At 75.5% G+C, this 20778-nt stretch carries 3 protein-coding genes; all 3 read left to right on the top strand.

What is annotated here, in order from left to right; translation table 11 throughout:
- Positions 1–107 precede the first annotated feature (107 nt).
- The 3 genes from ACIBNE_RS33900 (at position 108) to ACIBNE_RS33890 (ending at position 20765) form a co-directional block, all read left to right on the top strand.
- Positions 108–14330, top strand: a complete 14223-nt coding sequence (locus tag ACIBNE_RS33900; RefSeq protein ID WP_399278518.1) for a type I polyketide synthase — start codon at positions 108–110, stop codon at positions 14328–14330.
- Position 14331: 1 nt separating this feature from the next.
- Positions 14332–17481, top strand: a complete 3150-nt coding sequence (locus ACIBNE_RS33895) for a type I polyketide synthase (RefSeq protein ID WP_399278516.1) — start codon at positions 14332–14334, stop codon at positions 17479–17481.
- A gap of 74 nt (positions 17482–17555) precedes the next feature.
- On the top strand, positions 17556–20765 hold the full coding sequence (locus ACIBNE_RS33890) for an amino acid adenylation domain-containing protein (protein WP_399278514.1): 3210 nt from the start codon (positions 17556–17558) through the stop codon (positions 20763–20765).
- Positions 20766–20778 lie beyond the last annotated feature (13 nt).

Genomic DNA, 20778 nt, shown 5'->3' with positions numbered 1-20778 from the left:
ACGCGTTCCACGAATCTCACGCGTTCCACGAAGCGATCGGCCGCGGACACCCGCGGCCACACCCGTTTTTCTTCTTCACGTTCACGCAACCGTTGGGGGAGGTCCTGGTGCAGGACGTCGACACGTTCCGGTCCCATTCGCGACGCGCCGTCACCGAGGCGCGCGCCCACGGGGCGGACGAGCCCGCCCGCGAGCCCGTCGCCGTCGTGGGCATGTCGTGCCGCCTGCCCGCCGCCGACGGCCCCCGGGCCTTCTGGCAGCTGCTGCGCGACGGCGGGAGCGGCATCACCGACGTCCCGGCCGACCGCTGGGACGCCCGGCGGCTCCTCTCCCCCGACGCCACGGCCCCCGGCGGGATCACCACCACCCGCGGCGGCTACCTGGACGACGTCGCGGGCTTCGACGCCGACTTCTTCGGGATCGCCCCCAACGAGGCCGCGATGATGGACCCCCAGCAGCGGCTGATGCTGGAACTCGGCTGGGAGGCGCTGGAGGACGCCGGGATCGTCCCCGCTGACCTCGCCGGGACGCGCACGGGCGTCTTCGTGGGCGCCATGTGGGACGACTACGCGACCCGGCTCTACAAGCACGGCACCCGGCGCATCGACCGCCACTCCGTCACCGGACTCCACCGCAGCATCATCGCCAACCGGCTCTCCTACACGCTCGGACTCAACGGCCCCAGCCTCGCCGTCGACGCCGCCCAGTCGTCGGGACTCGTGTCGGTGCACCTCGCGGCGGAGAGCCTGCGCGCGGGGGAGTGCACCCTCGCGCTCGCGGGCGGCGTCAACCTCGCCCTCGTCCCCGAGAGCACCATCGGCTCCACCAAGTTCGGCGGCCTGTCGCCCGACGGGCTGTGCAAGACCTTCGACGCCCGCGCCAACGGCTACGTACGCGGCGAAGGCGGCGCCTACGTGGCCCTCAAGACCCTGTCCAGGGCGGTCGCCGACGGCGACCGCGTCTACTGCGTCATCGAGGGCAGCGCCGTCAACAACGACGGTGCCACGCCCGGCCTCACGGTGCCCAGCGCACGCGCCCAGGAAGAAGTCGTCCGCCGCGCCCACGAGCGCGCCGGCACCCGCCCCGAGGACGTCCAGTACGTCGAACTGCACGGCACCGGCACCCGCGTCGGAGACCCCGTCGAGGCGGCCGCCCTCGGCGCCGCGCTCGGCACCGGGCGCCCCGCCGACTCCCCGCTGCGCGTCGGGTCGGCGAAGACCAACATCGGCCACCTGGAGGGCGCCGCGGGCATCGTCGGCCTGCTCAAGACGGCCCTCAGCATCTGGCACCGCGAACTGCCGCCCAGCCTCAACTTCGAGACGCCCAACCCCGACATCGCCTTCGACGAACTGCGGCTGCGCGTCCAGCGGGAACTCACCCCCTGGCCCCGCCCCGACCGCCCCCTGATCGCCGGTACCAGCTCCTTCGGAATGGGCGGCACCAACTGCCACGTCGTCCTGCGCGAATGGACGCCGGACGGGCCCGCCGCCGACCAGGCCGTGCCCGAGCCGTCCGTGGTGACGGACGGGACGCTGCCGTGGGTGCTGTCGGCGAAGTCGCGCGGGGCGCTGGAGGAGCAGGCGGGTCGCTTGCTGGAGCACTTGGAGCGGCAGCCGGAGGCGACCCCGGCCGGGATCGGTCACGCGCTGGTGGCGAGCCGGTCGGTGTTCGACCACCGTGCGGTGGTCGTGGGTTCTCAACTTGCCGACTATCAGGGTGCGTTGAGTGCGCTGGCGGCCGGTGAGCCGTCGGCCCGTGTGGTCGCGGGCGCCGCGGCGGCGAAGGGTGGGAAGACGGTGTTCGTCTTCCCCGGGCAGGGCTCGCAGTGGGTCGGCATGGGCGTGGAGCTGATGCGCGACTCGCCGGTCTTCGCCGAGCACCTGACGGCGTGCGCGGCGGCGTTGGAGCCGTACACGGGCTGGAATCTGATCGATGTGCTGAACCAGGCGGAGGGTGTGCCCGCGCTTGAGGGTGATGCAGTCGTGCAGCCTGCTCTGTGGGCGGTGATGGTGTCGCTGGCGCGGCTGTGGGAGTACCTGGGCATTGCCCCGGACGCGGTGGTGGGTCATTCGCAGGGTGAGATCGCCGCCGCGCACTTCGCGGGGGTGCTGTCGCTGGAGGACGCGGCCCGCATCGTGGCGCTGCGCGCCCAGGCGCTCACCCGGATCGCGGGCCGCAGCGGCATGGTCTCCCTCCCCCTGCCCCTGGCGGACGCCGAGGCGTTCGTCGCCCGGTGGGAAGGGCGGCTGACCCCGGCCACGGTCAACGGCCCCTCGGCCACCGTGGTCGCCGGTGACGTCGCCGCGGTCGAGGAACTGCTCGCGCACTGTGCGCAGGAGGGCGTACGGGCCCGCCGCGTGCCGATCGACTACGCCTCCCACACCTCCCACGTCCACCCGTTGCGGGACGAGTTGCTGGACGCCCTCGCCCCGGTCGAGGCGCGCGAGGCCACCGTCGCCTTCTACTCCACCGTCGCCGGTCACCTGGACGGCCCGATGGCCGACACCACGGTCATGGGGGCCGGGTACTGGTACGACAACCTGGCGACGGCCGTGCACTTCCAGACGGCCACCGAGGCGCTGCTGGACGCAGGACACACCCTGTTCGTCGAGGTCAGCCCCCACCCCGTGCTCACCCACGCCGTGCAGGAGACCGCCGCGCACCACGAGGCCGAGGTCGCCGTCACCGGCACGCTGCGCCGTGCCGACGGCACCTGGCAGCGCGTCGTCACCTCGCTCGCCACCGCGTACGCCCAGGGCGCCGCCCCGGTCGACTGGGCGGGCTTCTTCCCGGCCGCCGCACCCGCCCACCTGGACCTGCCCACCTACCCCTTCCAGCGGCAGCGCCACTGGATCGACCTGGCGACGGACGGCGCCGACGAGCTGCCCACGGCACCGGAAGCGACCGTCGCCCGGACGGCGGGGAACACCGCCCCCACCCCGTCGTCACCGCTCCTCGACCGCCTCGCGGCGGCCTCCGGGACCCGGCAGGAGCAGATCCTCACCGACCGCGTCCTCGCCGAGGTCGCGGCGATCACCGGACGCGTCACCTCGGAGACGGTGGACGGCGACCGCACGTTCAAGGACTTCGGCTTCGACTCCTTCGCCTCCGTCGAGCTGCGCAACCGCCTCGGCGCCCTCACCGGTCTCGACCTCCCGGCGCCCCTGCTCTTCAACCACCCGACCCCCGCAGCCGTCGCCCGCCACCTGCGGACCGAGTTGCTGGGCGCCGAAGGGTCCGCCGATTCCGCCGACCCCGCTTCGCCGTCCGCCGCGGCGGTCGCGGACGAACCGATCGCGATCGTGGGCATGGCCTGCCGCTACCCGGGAGACGTCCGCACCCCCGAGGACCTGTGGCGGCTCGTCAGCGAGGGCGCCGACGCCATCACCGGCTTCCCCACCGACCGGGGCTGGGACCTCGAACGGCTCGTCGACCCCGACCTGGAGCGCCCGGGAACCTCGTACGTCGCCAAGGGCGGATTCCTCTCCGGCGCCGCCGAGTTCGACCCCGCGTTCTTCGGGATCGGCCCGCGCGAGGCGACGGCGATGGACCCGCAGCAGCGGCTGCTCCTCGAAACCTCGTGGGAGGCCGTCGAGCGGGCGGGCATCGACCCGGCCGCCCTGCGCGGCAGCAGGACCGGCGTCTTCGTCGGCGCCATGACTCAGGAGTACGGCCCCCAACTGCACGAAGGCGCCGCCGGGTACGACGGGTACCTGCTGACCGGCAACACCGCGAGCGTCGCTTCGGGCCGCATCTCGTACACCCTCGGCCTCCAGGGCCCCGCCGTGACGGTGGACACCGCGTGCTCGTCCTCGCTGGTCTCGCTGCACATGGCGGCCCAGTCGCTGCGCAACGCCGAGTGCGACCTCGCGCTGGCGGGCGGCGTCGCCGTCATGGCGACGCCCGGCATGTTCGTGGAGTTCAGCCGCCAGCGCGGCCTCGCGGCCGACGGGCGGTGCAAGGCGTTCTCCGACGCGGCGGACGGCACGGCCTGGGCGGAGGGCGCTGGCCTGCTGCTGCTGGAACGCCTCTCCGACGCGCGCAGGAACGGCCACCGGGTGCTGGCGGTCGTCCGGGGCTCCGCGGTCAACCAGGACGGCGCGAGCAACGGCCTCACCGCCCCCAACGGGCCCTCGCAGGAGCGCGTCATCCGCCAGGCGCTGGCGGGCGCGGGACTGGCGGCGCACGAGGTCGACGCCGTCGAGGCGCACGGCACGGGCACCGCGCTCGGCGACCCGATCGAGGCACAGGCGATCATCGCCACGTACGGCGAGGGGCGGCCGGAGGACCGGCCGCTGCTGCTGGGCTCGCTCAAGTCCAACATCGGCCACGCGCAGGCCGCCGCGGGCGTGGGCGGCGTCATCAAGATGGTCATGGCCATGCGCGAGGGCGTGCTGCCGAGGACGCTGCACGTGGACCGGCCGTCCTCGCACATCGCCTGGGACCGGGGCGCGGTGGAACTGCTGACCGGGGAACGGCCCTGGCCCGAGACCGGCCGCCCGAGGCGCGCGGGCGTCTCGTCGTTCGGCATCAGCGGCACCAACGCCCACCTCATCGTCGAACAGGCCCCGCAGGAGGAGCCCGCCGTCGAGGCGGCCGTGCCGGAGCCGTCCGTGGTGACGGGCGGGGTGTTGCCGTGGGTGTTGTCGGCGAAGTCGCGTGCGGCGCTGGAGGAGCAGGCGGGTCGTCTGCTGGAGCACCTGGAGCGGCAGCCGGAGGCGATCCCGGCCGGGGTCGGTCACGCGTTGGTGGCGAGCCGGTCGGTGTTCGACCACCGTGCGGTGATTGTGGGTTCTCAACTTGCCGACTATCAGGGTGCGTTGAGTGCGTTCGCGGCCGGTGAGCCGTCGGCCCGTGTGGTTGCGGGCGGCGCGGTGGCGAAGGGTGGGAAGACGGTGTTCGTCTTCCCGGGGCAGGGCTCGCAGTGGGTCGGCATGGGCGTGGAACTCATGGCCGCCAGCCCCGTGTTCGCCGAACATCTCACCGCGTGCGCGGCGGCGTTGGAGCCGTACACCGGTTGGAACCTGATCGATGTCCTGCGGCAGGTGGAGGGTGCGCCCGCGCTTGAGGGTGATGCCGTCGTGCAGCCCGCTCTGTGGGCGGTGATGGTGTCGCTGGCGCGGCTGTGGGAGTACCTGGGTGTCTCTCCGGACGCGGTGGTGGGTCATTCGCAGGGTGAGATCGCCGCCGCGCACTTCGCGGGGGTGCTGTCGCTGGAGGACGCGGCCCGCATCGTGGCGCTGCGCGCCCAGGCCCTGGCCGGGATCGCCGGTCTGAGCGGCATGGTCTCGCTCCCGCTGCCCCTGGCGGACGCGGAGGCGTTCGTCACCCGGTGGGAGGGACGACTGGTCGTCGCGACGGCCAACGGCCCCTCGGCCACGGTGGTCGCCGGTGACATCGAGGCCGTGGAGGAGCTGTTGGCGCACTGTGCGCAGGAGGGCGTACGGGCCCGCCGCGTGCCGATCGACTACGCCTCCCACACCTCCCACGTCCACCCGTTGCGGGACGAGTTGCTGGACGTCCTCTCCTCGGTCGAGGCCCGGGAAGCCGGGGTGGCGTTCTACTCGACGGTCGCCGGTCACCTGGGCGGTCCGGTGGCGGACACGAGGGTGATGGGGGCCGGGTACTGGTACGACAACCTGGCGACGGCCGTGCACTTCCAGGCGGCCACCGAGGCGCTGCTGGACGATGGGCACACCCTGTTCGTCGAGGTCAGCCCGCACCCGGTGCTGACCCACGCGGTCCAGGAGACCGTGGAGGTCCACGAGGGCGGGGCCGAGGTCGCGGTCACCGGCACGCTGCGGCGCGACGACGGCACCTGGCAGCGTGTCGTCACCTCGCTCGCCACCGCGTACGCCCAGGGCGCCGCTCCGGTCGACTGGGCGGGCTTCTTCCCGGCCGCCGCACCCGCCCACCTGGACCTGCCCACCTACCCCTTCCAGCGGCAGCGCCACTGGCTGGAGCGGACCGGGAGCGCGGTGGACGCGGCCTCGGCCGGACAGTCGGCGGTCGCGCACCCCCTGCTCGGCGCGGCGGTGGAGCTGGCGGGTGCGGACGTCACCGTGCTGACCGGCCGGTTGGCGCTCGGTACGCACGGCTGGCTGGCCGACCACACGATCGGCGGCGCCGTACTGCTGCCCGGCACGGCCTTCGTCGAGATGGCGCTGCGCGCGGGCGACGAGGTGGGCGGCGACCTCCTCGAAGAACTCACCCTGCGGGCGCCGCTCGCCCTGACCGCGACCGGCGGCGTCCAGCTGCGGGTCGAGGCGGGGGAGCGCGACGACACCGGACGGCGCTCCGTGGAGATCCACTCCCGGCCCGACGGCGAGGGGACGGGCGCGCCCTGGACCTGCCACGCCACCGGTGTGCTCGCCGACGGCGGCCGGGAGTCCTTCTCGTGGGACCCGGCGGTGTGGCCGCCGGCCGGTGCCGAGCCGGTGGACACCGACGGGCTCTACCCGTCGCTGGACGCCGTCGGCTACCGGTACGGCACCGCGTTCCGGGGCGTACGGTCGGTGTGGCGGCGCGGCGACGAGGCGTTCGCCGAAGTGGTGCTGGAGCAGGAGCGGCACGGCGAGGCGACCGCCTTCGGCATCCACCCCGCGCTGCTGGACGCCGCCCTGCACGCGGGGCTGCTCCCGGGCGCGGGGGCCGGGCGCGAACCCGGTGCGCTGAGGCTGCCGTTCGTCTGGTCCGACGTGCGGCTGCACGCGGCGGGCGCCACGACCCTGCGGGTGCGGCTGGCTCCGGCGGGCGGCGACGCCCTCGTGGTGGAGGCCGCCGACACCGAGGGCGCGCCGGTCGCGTCGGTCGGTTCGCTGGCGCTGCGCCCCGTCGACCCGGCCGCGCTCGAAGGGGCCGGGGGCGGGCACCTCGACGCGCTGTTCCGCATGGACTGGGTGCCCGTGGCCGTGCGGGCCGAGGACGGGGCCAGGGAAGGAGCCCAGGGAGGTGCCAGGGAAGGGGACCAGGAAGGCCCGTGGGCGCTGCTGGGCGACGACCCGCTCGGGCTCGGCGCCGCGCTGGAGGCCGTACGGCCGCAGCGGTACGACGACCTGTCCGCGCTCGGCGACGCGTGCGCGGCGCCCGGGTCCCGGCCCGCGCTCGCCCTGACCCACCTCCTGCCCGCCGCTGCCACGCCCCCCGGCGCGGCCACAGTCCCGGGCGCCGAAGCCGACGCCGACTCCCACGACACCGTCCATGGCACCGCTCACGACCCCGCCGCCGTGCGCACCGCGCTGCTCGACGCGCTGGCCCTGGTGCGGGCGTGGCTCGCCGACGAGCGGTTCGCCGGCACGCGCCTCGCGGTGGTCACCCGCGGCGCGGTGACGGCGGGCGCCACCGAGCGCCCCGACCTCGCCACGGCGCCGGTGTGGGGCCTGCTGCGCACCGCGCAGACGGAGAACCCGGACCGCTTCGTCCTCGTCGACCTCGACGACGACGAGCGCTCCGCACGCGCCCTGCCCGCCGCGCTCGCCAGTGGCGAACCGCAGTTCGCGGTGCGCGCGGGCGAGATGCTGGTGCCCCGGCTCGTCCGGGCCGCCACCGACGGCCCGCAGTCCGCGCCGCCCGCGCCCGCCCCGTGGGACCCGGCGGGAACGGTCCTGATCACCGGCGGCACCGGCACCCTGGGCGGCCTCTTCGCCCGCCACCTGGTGACCGCGTACGGCGTACGGCACCTGCTGCTCACCAGCAGGCGGGGCCCGGACGCCCCCGGCGCGCGCGAACTGGTGGACCGGCTGGCCGCGCTCGGCGCGACGGCCACGGCCGTGGCCTGCGACGTCGCCGACCCCGATGCGCTGTCCCGCCTGCTGGCCGCCGTGCCCGACGCGCACCCGCTGACCGCCGTCGTGCACACGGCGGGCGTGCTGGACGACGGCGTGGTCTCCGCGCTGACCCCCGCTCAGCTGGCGGCTGTGCTGCGGCCCAAGGCGGACGCGGCCTGGCACCTGCACCGGCTCACCCGGCACCTGGACCTGACGGCGTTCGTCCTGTTCTCCTCGGTGATGGGCGCGCTCGGCGGCCCCGGCCAGGGCAACTACGCGGCGGCGAACGTCGCCCTCGACGCACTGGCCGCACACCGCCGCGCGGCAGGGCTGCCCGCCACCTCGCTGGCCTGGGGCCTGTGGGACGAGCGCAGCGACCTGACGGGGGACCTGGACCGGGCGGACCTCGCCCGGATGGCCCGCTCGGGGCTGCTGCCCCTGCGCTCGCGCGAAGGACTCGCCCTGTTCGACGCGGCCCTCGCGCTGGACGGGCCCGCGCTCGTCCCCGCGCGCCTCGACCTCGCGCGGCTCGCCCAGGACGGCACCGGCACGCCGTCCCCGGTGCTCGGCGCCCTGGTGCGCCCCCGCGCCGCCCGGCGCACCGCGGCCGGGAGCGCGGCGGGCGGCGGCGCGGTCGGACGGCGGTTCGCCGCAATGCCGACGGCCGACGCGGAACGCGAACTGCTGGAGGCCGTACGCGCCCACACCGCGACCGTGCTGGGCCACGCGACGCCCGAAGCGGTCAGGCCCGACAGCAAGTTCAAGGACATCGGCTTCGACTCGCTGTCGTCGGTGGAGCTCCGCAACCGCCTCGGCGCCGCCTTCGGGCTGCGCCTGTCGCCGACCGCGGTCTTCGACCACCCCACGCCCGCCGCCATCGCCCGCCACCTGCGCGGCGAACTGCTCGGCGACGCGGACCGGTTCGCCGCGCCCGCCGCCGAGGCCACGGGCCCGGCCGCGGCCGCCGCGCAGGCCGAGCCCGTCGCCATCGTCGGCATGGGCTGCCGCCTGCCCGGCGGCGTCGGCTCGCCCGACGAGCTGTGGGAGCTGGTCGCGTCCGGCCGCCACGGCATCGCGGGACTGCCCACGGACCGCGGCTGGGACCTGGAGGGGCTGTACGACCCGGACCCCGACCAGCGGGGCAAGAGCTACGTCAGGGAGGGCGGCTTCCTCTACGACGCGGCCGAGTTCGACGCCGGGTTCTTCGGCATCGCGCCCCGCGAGGCGCTGGCCATGGACCCGCAGCAGCGGCTGCTCCTCGAAACGACCTGGGAGGCGTTCGAGCACGCGGGCATCCGCCCGGAGGCCGTGCACGGCAGCCGGGCGGGCGTGTTCGTCGGCGCCATGCCCCAGGAGTACGGGCCCCACCTCCACGAAGCCCCCGAAGGGGTCGACGGCCTGCTCCTGACCGGCAACACGATGAGCGTCCTCTCCGGCCGCCTCTCCTACTTCCTCGGCCTCGAAGGCCCGGCGATCACCGTGGACACGGCGTGCTCGTCGTCCCTGGTGGCCCTGCACCAGGCGGCGCACGCGCTGCGCCAGGGCGAGTGCACCTTCGCGGTGGCCGGCGGCGTCGCGGTGATGGCCACCCCCGGCGTGCTCACCGAGTTCAGCAAGCAGCGCGGACTGGCGCCCGACGGCCGCATCAAGTCCTACGCGGCGTCCGCCGACGGCACCGGCTGGAGCGAGGGCGTCGGCATCGTCCTGCTGGAACGCCTCTCCGACGCGCGGAAGAACGGCCACCGGGTGCTGGCCGTCATCCGCGGCTCCGCGGTCAACCAGGACGGCGCGAGCAACGGCCTCACCGCCCCCAACGGACCCTCGCAGGAACGCGTCATACGCCAGGCCCTGGCCAACGCGCGCCTCGCCCCCGACGAGGTCGACGTGGTCGAGGGACACGGCACAGGCACCAAGCTGGGCGACCCGATCGAGGCACAGGCGCTGCTCGCCACGTACGGCCGCCGGCGGCCCGACGACCGGCCGCTGTGGCTGGGCTCGCTCAAGTCCAACATCGGCCACACCATGGCCGCCGCCGGCGTCTCCGGCGTCATCAAGATGGTGATGGCCCTGCAGAACGGAGTGCTGCCCCGCACGCTGAACGTGGACGAGCCGACCCCGCACGTCGACTGGGAGTCGGGCGCGGTCGAGCTGCTGACCGAGGAACGGCCCTGGCCCGAGACGGGACGCCCGCGCCGCGCGGCCGTCTCCTCCTTCGGCATCAGCGGCACCAACGCCCACGTCATCGTCGAACAGGCCCCGCAGGACGAGCCCGCAGCCGAAGAGCCCGTCGGGCCTTCGGTGGTGACGGACGGGACGCTGCCCTGGCCGCTGTCCGCGAAGACGCCGGAAGCGCTCGCCGAGCAGGCGGCCCGCCTGCTCGCACACCTGGACCGGCACCCGGCGGCGACGCCCGCCGAGATCGGCCACGCACTGGCCGCGAGCCGGTCGTCGTTCGACCACCGCGCGGTGGTCGTCGGCCGCGAAGTCGCCGACTACCGGGGCGCGCTGGCCGCGCTCGCGGCGGGCGAGCCCTCGCCGCAGGCGATCACCGGCACGGCGGCGGCCCAGCGGGGCAGGACGGTCTTCGTCTTCCCCGGGCAGGGCTCGCAGTGGGTCGGCATGGGCGTGGAACTCATGGCCGCCAGCCCCGTGTTCGCCGAGCACCTCACCGCCTGCGCCGCGGCACTTGAGCCGTACACCGGCTGGAACCTGATCGACGTCCTGCGGCAGACACCGGGCGCGCCCTCCCTCGACCGGGTCGACGTCGTGCAGCCCGCGCTCTGGGCGACGATGATCTCCCTGGCGCGGCTGTGGGAGCACCTGGGCATCGCCCCCGACGCGGTCGTCGGCCACTCCCAGGGCGAGATCGCCGCCGCGCACGTCGCCGGGGTGCTGTCCCTCCAGGACTCCGCCCGGATCGTGGCGCTGCGCTCCCGCGCCATCACCCGCCTCGCGGGCCTGGGCGGCATGGTCTTCCTGCCCCTCGCCGAGGCGGCGGCCGGGCGACTGATCGCCCGCTGGGCGGACCGGGTCGCCGTCGCCGTGGTCAACGGGCCGACGGCCACCGTGGTCGCGGGCGACGCCGACGCGCTCGCCGAGGTCGTCGCCCACTGCGAGGCCGAGGGCATCAGGGCCCGTACGGTCCCGGTGGACTACGCCTCGCACACCGCGCACGTCGAGGCGCTCCACGACGAACTCCTCGACCTGCTGGCCCCGGTGCGCCCGCGCCGGGCGGACGTGGCGTTCTACTCCACGGTGGGCGACCGCGCCGGTGGCGCGCTGCGCGACACGACCGGGATGGACGCGGCGTACTGGTACGAGAACCTGCGCACCACCGTCGCCTTCGAGACGGCCACCCGCTCCCTGCTGGACACGGGACACACCCTGTTCGTCGAGGTCAGCCCGCACCCGGTGCTCACCCACGCCGTGCAGGAGACCGCCGAGGCCCACCGGGGCACCGGCGAGGCCGCCGTCACCGGCACCCTGCGCCGCGACGACGACACCTGGCAGCGCGTCCTGACCTCCCTGGCCACCGCCGACACCCGCACCCCGGCCGACTGGGCGGGCTTCTACCCCGCCACCGCGCCCGCCCACCGCTCCCTGCCCACCTACCCCTTCCAGCGCGAGCACTACTGGATCCGGCAGGCGGACCGCGCCACCGACCCCGGCGCGCTGGGCCTGCACGCCACCGAACACGGCCTGCTCGGGGCCGCCGTCGCCCTCGCGGACGGCAGCGGACACGTCTTCACGGGACACCTCTCGGCGCGCAGCCACCCCTGGATCGCCGACCACGCCGTCCACGGCACGACCCTCCTGCCCGGCACCGCGTTCGTCGAACTGGCCCTGCACGCGGGCCAGGCCGTCGAAACCCCCCACCTGGAGGACCTGACCCTCGAAGCGCCCCTCGCCCTCGCCGCCGACGGCTCCCTGCACCTCCAGGTGCACGTGGCGGCCGCCGACGCCGAAGGCCGCCGCGCCCTCGCCCTGCACTCCCGGCCCGACGACGCCGGCCCCGACCGGCCCTGGACCCGCCACGCCACCGGCACCCTCGCCCCCCTGCCGACCGCCGCCCCCGACCCGGCCCACTGGGCCGAGCCGACGGCCTGGCCGCCGAAGGGCGCCGTGCCCGTCCCCGCCGACACCCTCTACGACCGGCTCGCCGGGCGCGGCTACCACTACGGCCCCGCCTTCCAGGGCCTGGCCGCCCTCTGGCGGCACGACGACACCCTCTACGCCGAGGTCGCCCTCCCCACCGACGACACCGCCGACCCCTACGGCCTGCACCCCGCGCTCTTCGACGCCGCGCTCCACCCGATCGTCGGCACGGGGCCCGAGCAGGACACCGGCCAGGTGCTGCTGCCGTTCGCCTGGTCCGGCGTCCGGCTGCACGCCGTGGGCGCCCGGTCCCTGCGCGTGCGGATCGCGCCCGGCGACGCCGGGACCCTGCGCATCGCGCTCGCCGACCCGACCGGGCAGCCCGTCGCCGACGTGACGTCGCTGGCCGTACGGCCCGTCACCACCGAACAGTTGGCGAAGGCCGTCGCGTCCGGCGGCGACGACCACCTGTTCCGCATCGCCTGGACCCCCGTGCCCGACGCACGGCCCCTCACGGCGGGCCGCGCGGCCTTCCTGGGGGCCACCGTCCCCGAAGCCCTGCGCGCCGCGCTGCCGGGCGGCACCGGGGCCGGACACCACTCGGACGCGGCGGCGCTGCTCGCGGCCGCCACGTCCGACCTGCCCGACCTGCCCGACCTGGTCGTCGCCACCGGCCTGCTGGAACTGCCGGAACCGGCCGACGACGTGCCCGGCGCCGCCCGCGCCCGCGTCCAGTACGCCCTGGAGCTGATCCAGACGTGGCTGGCCGACGGGCGGACGGCCGACAGCAGGCTGGTGTTCCTCACCCGGCGGGCCGTCGCCGTCGACCCCGCCACCGAGACGCCGAGCCCGGCCCAGGCCGCCGTGTGGGGCCTGCTCCGCACGGCCGAGACCGAGAACCCCGGCCGCTTCGCCGTGATCGACCTGCCGGACGGGGACGCGGTCCACGCCGAGTCGTTCCGTACGGCCCTGGCCTGCGGCGAGCCCCAAGTGGCGGTGCGCGACGACGAACAGCGGCTGTACGCACCCCGGCTCGTACGGGAGACCCCGCCCATCACGGACACCGGCACCGACGCCGACACCGGTAGCCGTACGGGTACCGGCACCGGCACTGGCACCGGCACCGTCCTGATCACCGGTGGCACCGGCACCCTCGGCGCCCTGTTCGCCCGCCACTACGCGGCGACCGGACGGGCCGGCCACCTCCTGCTGACCAGCAGGCGGGGCCCCGACGCCCCGGGCGCGTCCGAACTCGCCGCCGAACTCACCGCGTCGGGCGTGCGGGTCACCGTCACCGCCTGCGACACCGCCGACCGCGACGCGCTCGCCGCGCTCCTGGCGGCCGTCCCCGCCGAACACCCGCTCACCGCCGTCGTGCACACCGCGGGCGTGCTCGACGACGGCACCCTCGCCTCCCTGACGGCGGACGGCGTCGAGCGCGTGCTGCGCCCCAAGGCCGACGCCGCCTGGCACCTGCACGAACTGACCAGGGGAGCGGACCTCACCGAGTTCGTCCTCTTCTCCTCGGCGGCCGGCGTCCTCGGCACCCCGGGCCAGGGCAACTACGCGGCGGCCAACACCTTCCTCGACGCACTGGCCGAACACCGCCGAGCGGAAGGGCTGCCCGCCACCTCCCTGGCCTGGGGACTGTGGTCCGACAGCAGCGGCATGACCGGCCACCTGGACGCCGCCGACCTGGCCCGGATGGCGCGCCTGGGCATCGAGCCCATGACGGCGGACGAGGGCCTGGCCCTGTTCGACGCCGCCCGCGCCGCCGACGCCGCCTGCCTGGTGCCCGCCAGGATCTCCCCCGCCCTGCTCCGCCCCCGCCTGGAGAGCGGCACCCTTCCCGCCGTGCTCAAGGGACTCGTCCGCGCCCCCGCCCGCAGGGCGGCGGCGGCCACCGACGCGGGCGCCGCCACCCTCCGCGACCGGCTGGCCCGCCTGACCCCCGAAGAGGCCGGGGACACCGTCGCCGCCCTCGTCCGCACCCACGCCGCGCACGTGCTCGGCCACACCACCGCCGACACCGTCCACCTCGACAAGGCGTTCAAGGACCTCGGGTTCGACTCGCTGACCGCCGTCGAACTGCGCAACCGCCTGGCGGCCGCCACCGGACTGCGCCTGGCGCCCACCCTCGTCTTCAGCTACCCGACCCCCCGCGAACTGGGGCAGCACCTGAGCGGCCTGCTGCGGCCCGCCGAGGCCCCGGCGGAGGCCGGGGACGCGGAGATCAGGGAACTGCTGCGGACCGTGCCGATCGAGAAGCTGCGCGGCGCGGGCGTCCTGGACCTGGTCCTCGCCGCCGCGGGCCGACCGGGACCCGGCACCGGCACGGACACCACGACCGGCACGACCGGCATGAGCAGTACCAGCAGTACGAGCAGTACGACCGACACGAACGACGCGCTGGACGACCTCGACCTGGACGCACTCGTCGACCTCGCTCTGGACGAGAGGAGCAACTGACATGGAGAACTCCACCGACCGCCCGGCCGACGGTGCCGACCGCCCGGCCGACGGCGGGGACCGCGTCCAGCGCGCCCTGCGCGCCCTGCTGGAGGAGCGCGACCGCCTCCGGCAGGAGAACGAGGACCTCAGGGCCGGGCGCGGCGAACCGATCGCGATCGTGGGCATGGCCTGCCGCTACCCGGGCGGCGTCGCCTCGCCCGAGCAGCTGTGGGAGGTGGTCCGCGACGGCCGCGACGCCGTGGGCGAGTTCCCGCGCGACCGCGGGTGGCGGGACGTCTTCGACCCCGACCCCGACACGGCGGGCGGCTCGTACGCGCGGCACGGCGGGTTCCTGGCGGACGCGGCCGACTTCGACCCCGGGTTCTTCGGCATCAGCCCGCGCGAGGCCCTGGCCGTCGACCCGCAGCAGCGGCTGCTCCTCGAAACCTCGTGGGAGGCGATCGAACGGGCCGGCATCCTCCCCGCCGCCCTGCGCGGCACGGACGTCGGCGTCTTCTCGGGCGTCAGCTCCCCCGAGTACGGGGCGCGCTTCCTCGAAGCGGCCGGACACGACCTGGAGGGCTACCTGCTTCAGGGCAGCGCCCCGAGCGTCGCGTCCGGCCGGGTGGCGTACCAGCTCGGCCTGACGGGACCCGCGGTGACCGTGGACACGGCGTGCTCGTCGTCCCTGGTGGCCGTGCACCTGGCGATGCGGTCGCTGCGCTCGGGCGAGAGCTCGCTCGCGCTGGCGGGCGGGGCCGCGCTGATGGCGACGCCCGCGCTCTTCCTGGAGTTCTCCCGGCAGCGCGGCCTGTCGGCCGACGGCCGGTGCAAGTCCTTCGCGGACGCGGCCGACGGCACCGGCTGGGCCGAGGGCGTGGGCGTGCTGCTCCTGGAGCGGCTGTCCGACGCCCGCCGGAGCGGTCACCCGGTGCTCGCCGTCCTGCGCGGCAGCGCGGTGAACCAGGACGGCGCCAGCAACGGGCTCACCGCCCCCAACGGCCGCGCCCAGGAGAAGGTGATCCGCACGGCGCTCGCCAACGCGGGGCTCCGGGCGTCCGACGTCGACCTGGTCGAGGCGCACGGCACCGGCACCACCCTGGGCGACCCCATCGAGGCGGGCGCGCTGCTGGCGACGTACGGACAGGGCCGCGCCGAGGGCAGGCCGCTGTGGCTGGGGTCCCTGAAGTCGAACATCGGCCACTCGATGGCCGCCGCCGGTGTCGGCGGGGTCATCAAGACGGTGCTGGCCCTGCGCCACCGCCACCTCCCCAAGACCCTGCACGTGGACGCCCCCTCGCGCCACGTGGACTGGTCGTCGGGCGCCGTCGAACTCCTCGCGGAGGGCCGCGAGTGGACCCGTGCGGACGGCCCCCGGCGGGCCGCCGTGTCGTCGTTCGGCGTCAGCGGCACCAACGCGCACGTCATCCTGGAAGAGGCCCCTGAAGAGGTCCAGGAGCACGAGCGCCGGGGCGTCGTCGGCGGCCTCGTGCCCTGGGTGCTGTCCGGGAAGAGCGCCGCCGCCGTGGAACAACAGGCGCGCACGCTCCACGACTTCGTCACGGCCCGCCCCGGCCTCGACGCCGCCGACGCGGGCCGGTCGCTGGCGTCGGGCCGTACGGCGTTCGAGCACCGCGCGGTGGTCCTGGGCCACGACCTGGACGAACTGCTGGCGGGCCTGGCCGCGCTCGGCGACGGCACCGAGTCCGCCGCCGTGGCGCGCGGCACGGCCGGGCAACAGGGCGGCACGGTCTTCGTGTTCCCCGGGCAGGGCTCCCAGTGGGTCGGCATGGGCCGTCGGCTCTACGACGCCTTCCCCGCCTTCGCGCGGAGCCTCGACGCGTGCGCGGCCGCGCTGGCCGAGTGGGTCGACTGGTCGCTGCTCGACGTGGTGCGCGCAGCGCCGGGCGCCCCGACGCTGGACCGGGTGGACGTCGTGCAGCCCGCGCTGTTCTCCGTGATGGTGGCCACGGCCGCCCTGTGGCGCTCCTGGGGCGTCGAACCGGCCGCGGTGGTGGGGCACAGCCAGGGCGAGATCGCCGCCGCCCACGTCTGCGGCGCCCTGTCGCTGCGCGACGCCGCCAGGACCGTGGCGCTGCGCAGCAAGGCCCTGGTCGACCTGATCGGGCACGGCTCGATGGCGTCGGTCGCCGAGTCGGTCGACTTCGTGGAGTCGCGGCTGGGGGCCTGGCAGGACCGGGTGAGCGTCGCGGTGGTCAACGGGCCCAGGTCCGTGGTCGTGTCGGGGGAGCCGGACGCGCTCGACGAGTTCGTCGAGAAGATGCGGGCCGAGGACGTCCAGGCCCGGCGGATCTCGGTCGAGTACGCCTCGCACTCGCACCACGTCGCCCGAGTTCGCGACCAGGTGGTCGCCCCGCTGGCCGACCTCGCCCCCCGGACGTCCGAACTGCCCTTCTACTCGACCCTGTACGGCAGGGTCGTCGACACCGCGGGGCTGAACGCCGACTACTGGTACGACAACCTGCGCGAGAAGGTCCTCTTCGAGTCCTCCGTACGGCAGCTCGCCGACGACGGGTTCCGGGTCTTCGTCGAGATGAGCCCGCACCCCGTGCTGACCGTGCCGGTGCAGGAGACCGTCGAGGACGTGGACGGCGCGCTGGTCCTGTCGTCGTCGCGGCGGGGCAGGGACGAGGTGGAGTCCGTGCTCGGCTCGCTGGCCCGACTGCACGCCCGGGGCGGGGCCGTGGACTGGGACGCCCTGTTCGGCCCGGGGCGCCGGGTGGACCTGCCGACGTACGCGTTCCAGCGGCAGCGCTACTGGCTGGACTCCGCGCCCCCCGGCGCGACGGCGCACGCGCCCGTACCGGAGCCGCCCGTTGAGGAGGAGGCGCCCGTCGCCCTGCCCGACCGGCTCGCGGGCCTCCCCGACGACGAGGCGGCGGCGCTCCTGCTCGACCACGTCCTCACCAAGGTCGCCGTCGTGCTCGGCCACCCGTCGGGCGAAACCCTGGACCCCGACCGGGAGTTCAAGGAGCTGGGCTTCGACTCGATGCTCTCGGTGCAGTTCAGCAAGGGCCTGGCCGCGACGACCGGGCTCAGGCTGAAGCCGAACCTGGTGCTGCGGCACCCGACGCCGAGGCTGGTCGCCGGGCACCTCATGGCCTCGATGACCGCGCTCCACCCCGCGAACGGCCGCCCCACCCCGTGAACGGCCGAGCCACCCGGTTCCCGCCGAATGCTGATTCTGCTGATTCTGGCTATTTTGCCGAGGAGATGATTTCTGTGCGTTCGTTCGGTGCGTCGTCCGCGCACAAGGGCTTGTGGCGGGCGCAGGAGATGTTCCCCGACACCCTCAACCACGCGCTGACCCTGTGGGACGTGGCGGGCGCGCTGGACCCGGCCGTCGTGGAGTCCGCGTTCCGGCACGTGATGGACGAGGCGGAGGTCCTGCGCGTCACCTTCGTCGACGGCGCCGACGGGCTGCGGCTCGTCCCCAGGGAGCTGGGGGACTGGCGCCCCTTCCACCTGGACGTCTCCGCCGCCGACGATCCGGAGCGGGCGGCGCGCGAGGCGCTGGCCGACCTGCTGCGCCGGCCGTTCGACCTGGAGCGCGACCTGCTGTTCCGGCTCGGCGTGGTCAGGCTCGCGGCGGACCGCTCCGTGCTCGCGGTCGTCTACCACCACCTCATATCGGACGGGTTCGGCGCCGCGGGCCTGCTCTCGCGGCGCCTCGCCGAGGCGTACACGGCGCTCGCGCGCGGCGAGGACGTCCCCGGGCTGCCGCAGCCGTGGGACGCCGAGTCGTTCGCGGCCGAGTCGCAGCGGTACGGCACCGGCGAACGGTTCGCCGAGGACAAGGAGTTCTGGCGCGGCTACCTGGCCGACGCGCCCGCCCCCGCGCGGGTCCCGCGCGTCGCCCTGTCCGACGCGCGGCGGGCCGCGCTCGACGAGCCCGCGGGCGCCGCCGACCGCTGGGGGGAGCTGACCGGGACGATCGGCATGGTCAGCCGCACCCTCACCGTCCCGCGCGCCGAGGCGGACGTCTGGACCGAGACCGCGAAGTCCATGGGCGTGTGGACGTCGTCGATGCTGACCGCCGCCGCCGCGGTGTTCCTGCGGCACCGCTGCGACCGCCGGGACTTCCTCCTCTCGCTGGCCGTGGCCAACCGGGGCGGAACGGCGAGCCGGACCCCCGGCCTCGCGGTGAACGTGGTGCCGGTACGGGTGAGCGTGCCGCTCGACGCGACCTTCACCGAGATCGCCGACGCGCTCGGCGACGAGACGTACGAGATCTTCGACCACTCCGCCTGCCACTACTCGGAGATCCAGCGCGCGAGCGGCACCGCCCTGAGCGACCGGGGCAGCTTCGGCGCCGTCGTCAACGTCGTCGAGTTCGCCGAGCGGCTCAGCTTCGCCGACAGCCCGGCGCACTTCATCGGCGGGACGACCGGCACCTTCGAGGAACTCGCGATCGGCGTCTACACCGACGGGACGCCCGACAGCGACCTGTACGTCAGGCTCGACGCCCCCGCGAGCCTCTACTCGCGCGCGGAACTCCGCTTCCTCGGCGAGGACCTGATCGCGCACGTCCGCGCCCTCGTCGCCGCCGCCGACCGGCCGGTCGGCGCACTGGACACGCTCGGCGGCGCCGAGCGCGACCTGTCGCTCGCGGCGCCGGACGACACCGCGGCCGCCCTGCCGGGGCTGACGGTCCCCGAGCTGTTCGCCCGCGGGGCCGGGCGCGCGCCGGACGCCGTCGCGGTGGTGTCGGGGGACGCGGAACTCCCGTACCGCGAACTCGACGAGCGCTCCGAGCGCCTGGCCGACGTGCTGCGCGGGCGCGGCGTCGGACCCGAGACGGTCGTGGCCGTGGCGCTGCCCAGGTCGGCCGACCTGGTCGTCGCCCTGCTCGCCGTGGCGAAGGCGGGCGGCGCCTGGCTGCCGGTCGACCCGGCGCTGCCCGTGGAGCGGGCGGCGTCGGCGGCGGGCGCCGCCTCGGCCCGCGCCCTGCTCACCGACGCGGCGGGCGCCGACGCGCTCGGCGGCGCGCTGTACCTGCCGGTGATCCTCCTCGACGACACCCCGCCGGACACCGGCACCGGCACCGACGGCGCCGTGCCCGTGGCACCCGTCCGCGGGGACACCTTGTCGGCCGTGCTGTACGGCTCGGACGCGACGGGCGCCCCCACGGCGGTCGCCGTGACCCACCGCAACGTCGAACGCCTCGCCCTTGACCGCCGCCAGCGGGGCGCGGGCACCGTGCTGTGGCACGCGCCGCACACCTCCGACGCGCTGCTCCTCGACGTGTGGGCGCCCCTGCTGACCGGCGGCCGGATCGTCGTCGCGCCCCCCGGACCGCTCGACGCGAACGCGCTGGTCCAGGCACGGGCGGCGCACGGGATCACCGAAGTGCGGCTGTCCGCCGACCTGTTCGCGCGGATCGCGGCCGAGCGCCCCGAAGCGCTCGCCGGGCTGCGCGAGGTGCGCACCGACGGCGACCGCGTGCCGTCGGCGGCGGTGCGGCGGGTACGGGAGGCCTGCCCCGGACTGACGGTCGTGAGCGGCCACGGCACGGCGGAGACCACCGGGTGGGCGGCGGCCCACCGCCTGGCGCCCGACGGGCCGGCCGGACGGGAGGGCGCGGTCGGCCGCCCCGTGGACCACACGGCCCTCTACGTCCTTGGACCGGGTCTCGCGCCCGTGCCCGAGGGCGTGACCGGCGAGCTGTACGCGGCCGGGCCCGGCGTGGCACGCGGCCTGGCGGGCCGCCCCGGGGCGAGCGCCGAGCGGTTCGTGCCCTGCCCCTACGGCCCGCCGGGCGGGCGCATGTACCGGACCGGCGACCTGGTGCGGCGGGGCGCCGACGGCGTCCTGGAGTACGTGGGCCGGGCCGACGCCCGGGTGGACGTGCGCGGCGCCCGCGTCGAACCGTTCGCGGTCGAGGAGGCGCTGGCCGAACACCCCGACCTCGCGCGGGCGGTGGTGGTCGCGGGACACGACGCCTCGGGGCAGCGCCGCCTCGTGGCCCATGTGGTTCCGGCGGGCGGCCGTACGGTCGAGGACGACGGACTGCGCCGGTTCGCCGCCGGGCGGCTGCCGGAGTTCATGGTCCCTTCGGTGTTCGTGGTGTCGGGCGAGCTGCCGCTGACCGCCGAGGGGAGGGTGGACGGGGCGGCGCTGCCGGAGCCCGTGGCCGACGACGCGTACCGGGCGCCGCGCGACCACACCGAGCGGGTGCTGGCGCGGGCGTTCGCCGAGGCGCTCGAAGTGGACCGGGTGGGCATCGACGACGACTTCTTCGACCGCGGCGGCAACTCGCTGCGGGCGATCAGGCTGACCGGGCTGATCCGGGCGGAGCTGAGCCAGGAGGTGCCCATCCGCACGCTGTTCGCGGTGCGCACGGTCGCGGGCCTGACCGACACCTGGAAGGAACTCGCCAGGTCCAGCAGGCCGGCCCTGCGCAGGAGGACCAAGGAGGGCGCGGCCCTGTGACCACCGGGCGCGA

The sequence above is a fragment of the Streptomyces sp. NPDC050504 genome (assembly GCF_044458065.1).
Lineage (GTDB): Bacteria > Actinomycetota > Actinomycetes > Streptomycetales > Streptomycetaceae > Streptomyces.
Note: the sequence above shows the minus strand (reverse complement) of the source record. Positions and strands in the feature narration are given on the sequence as shown.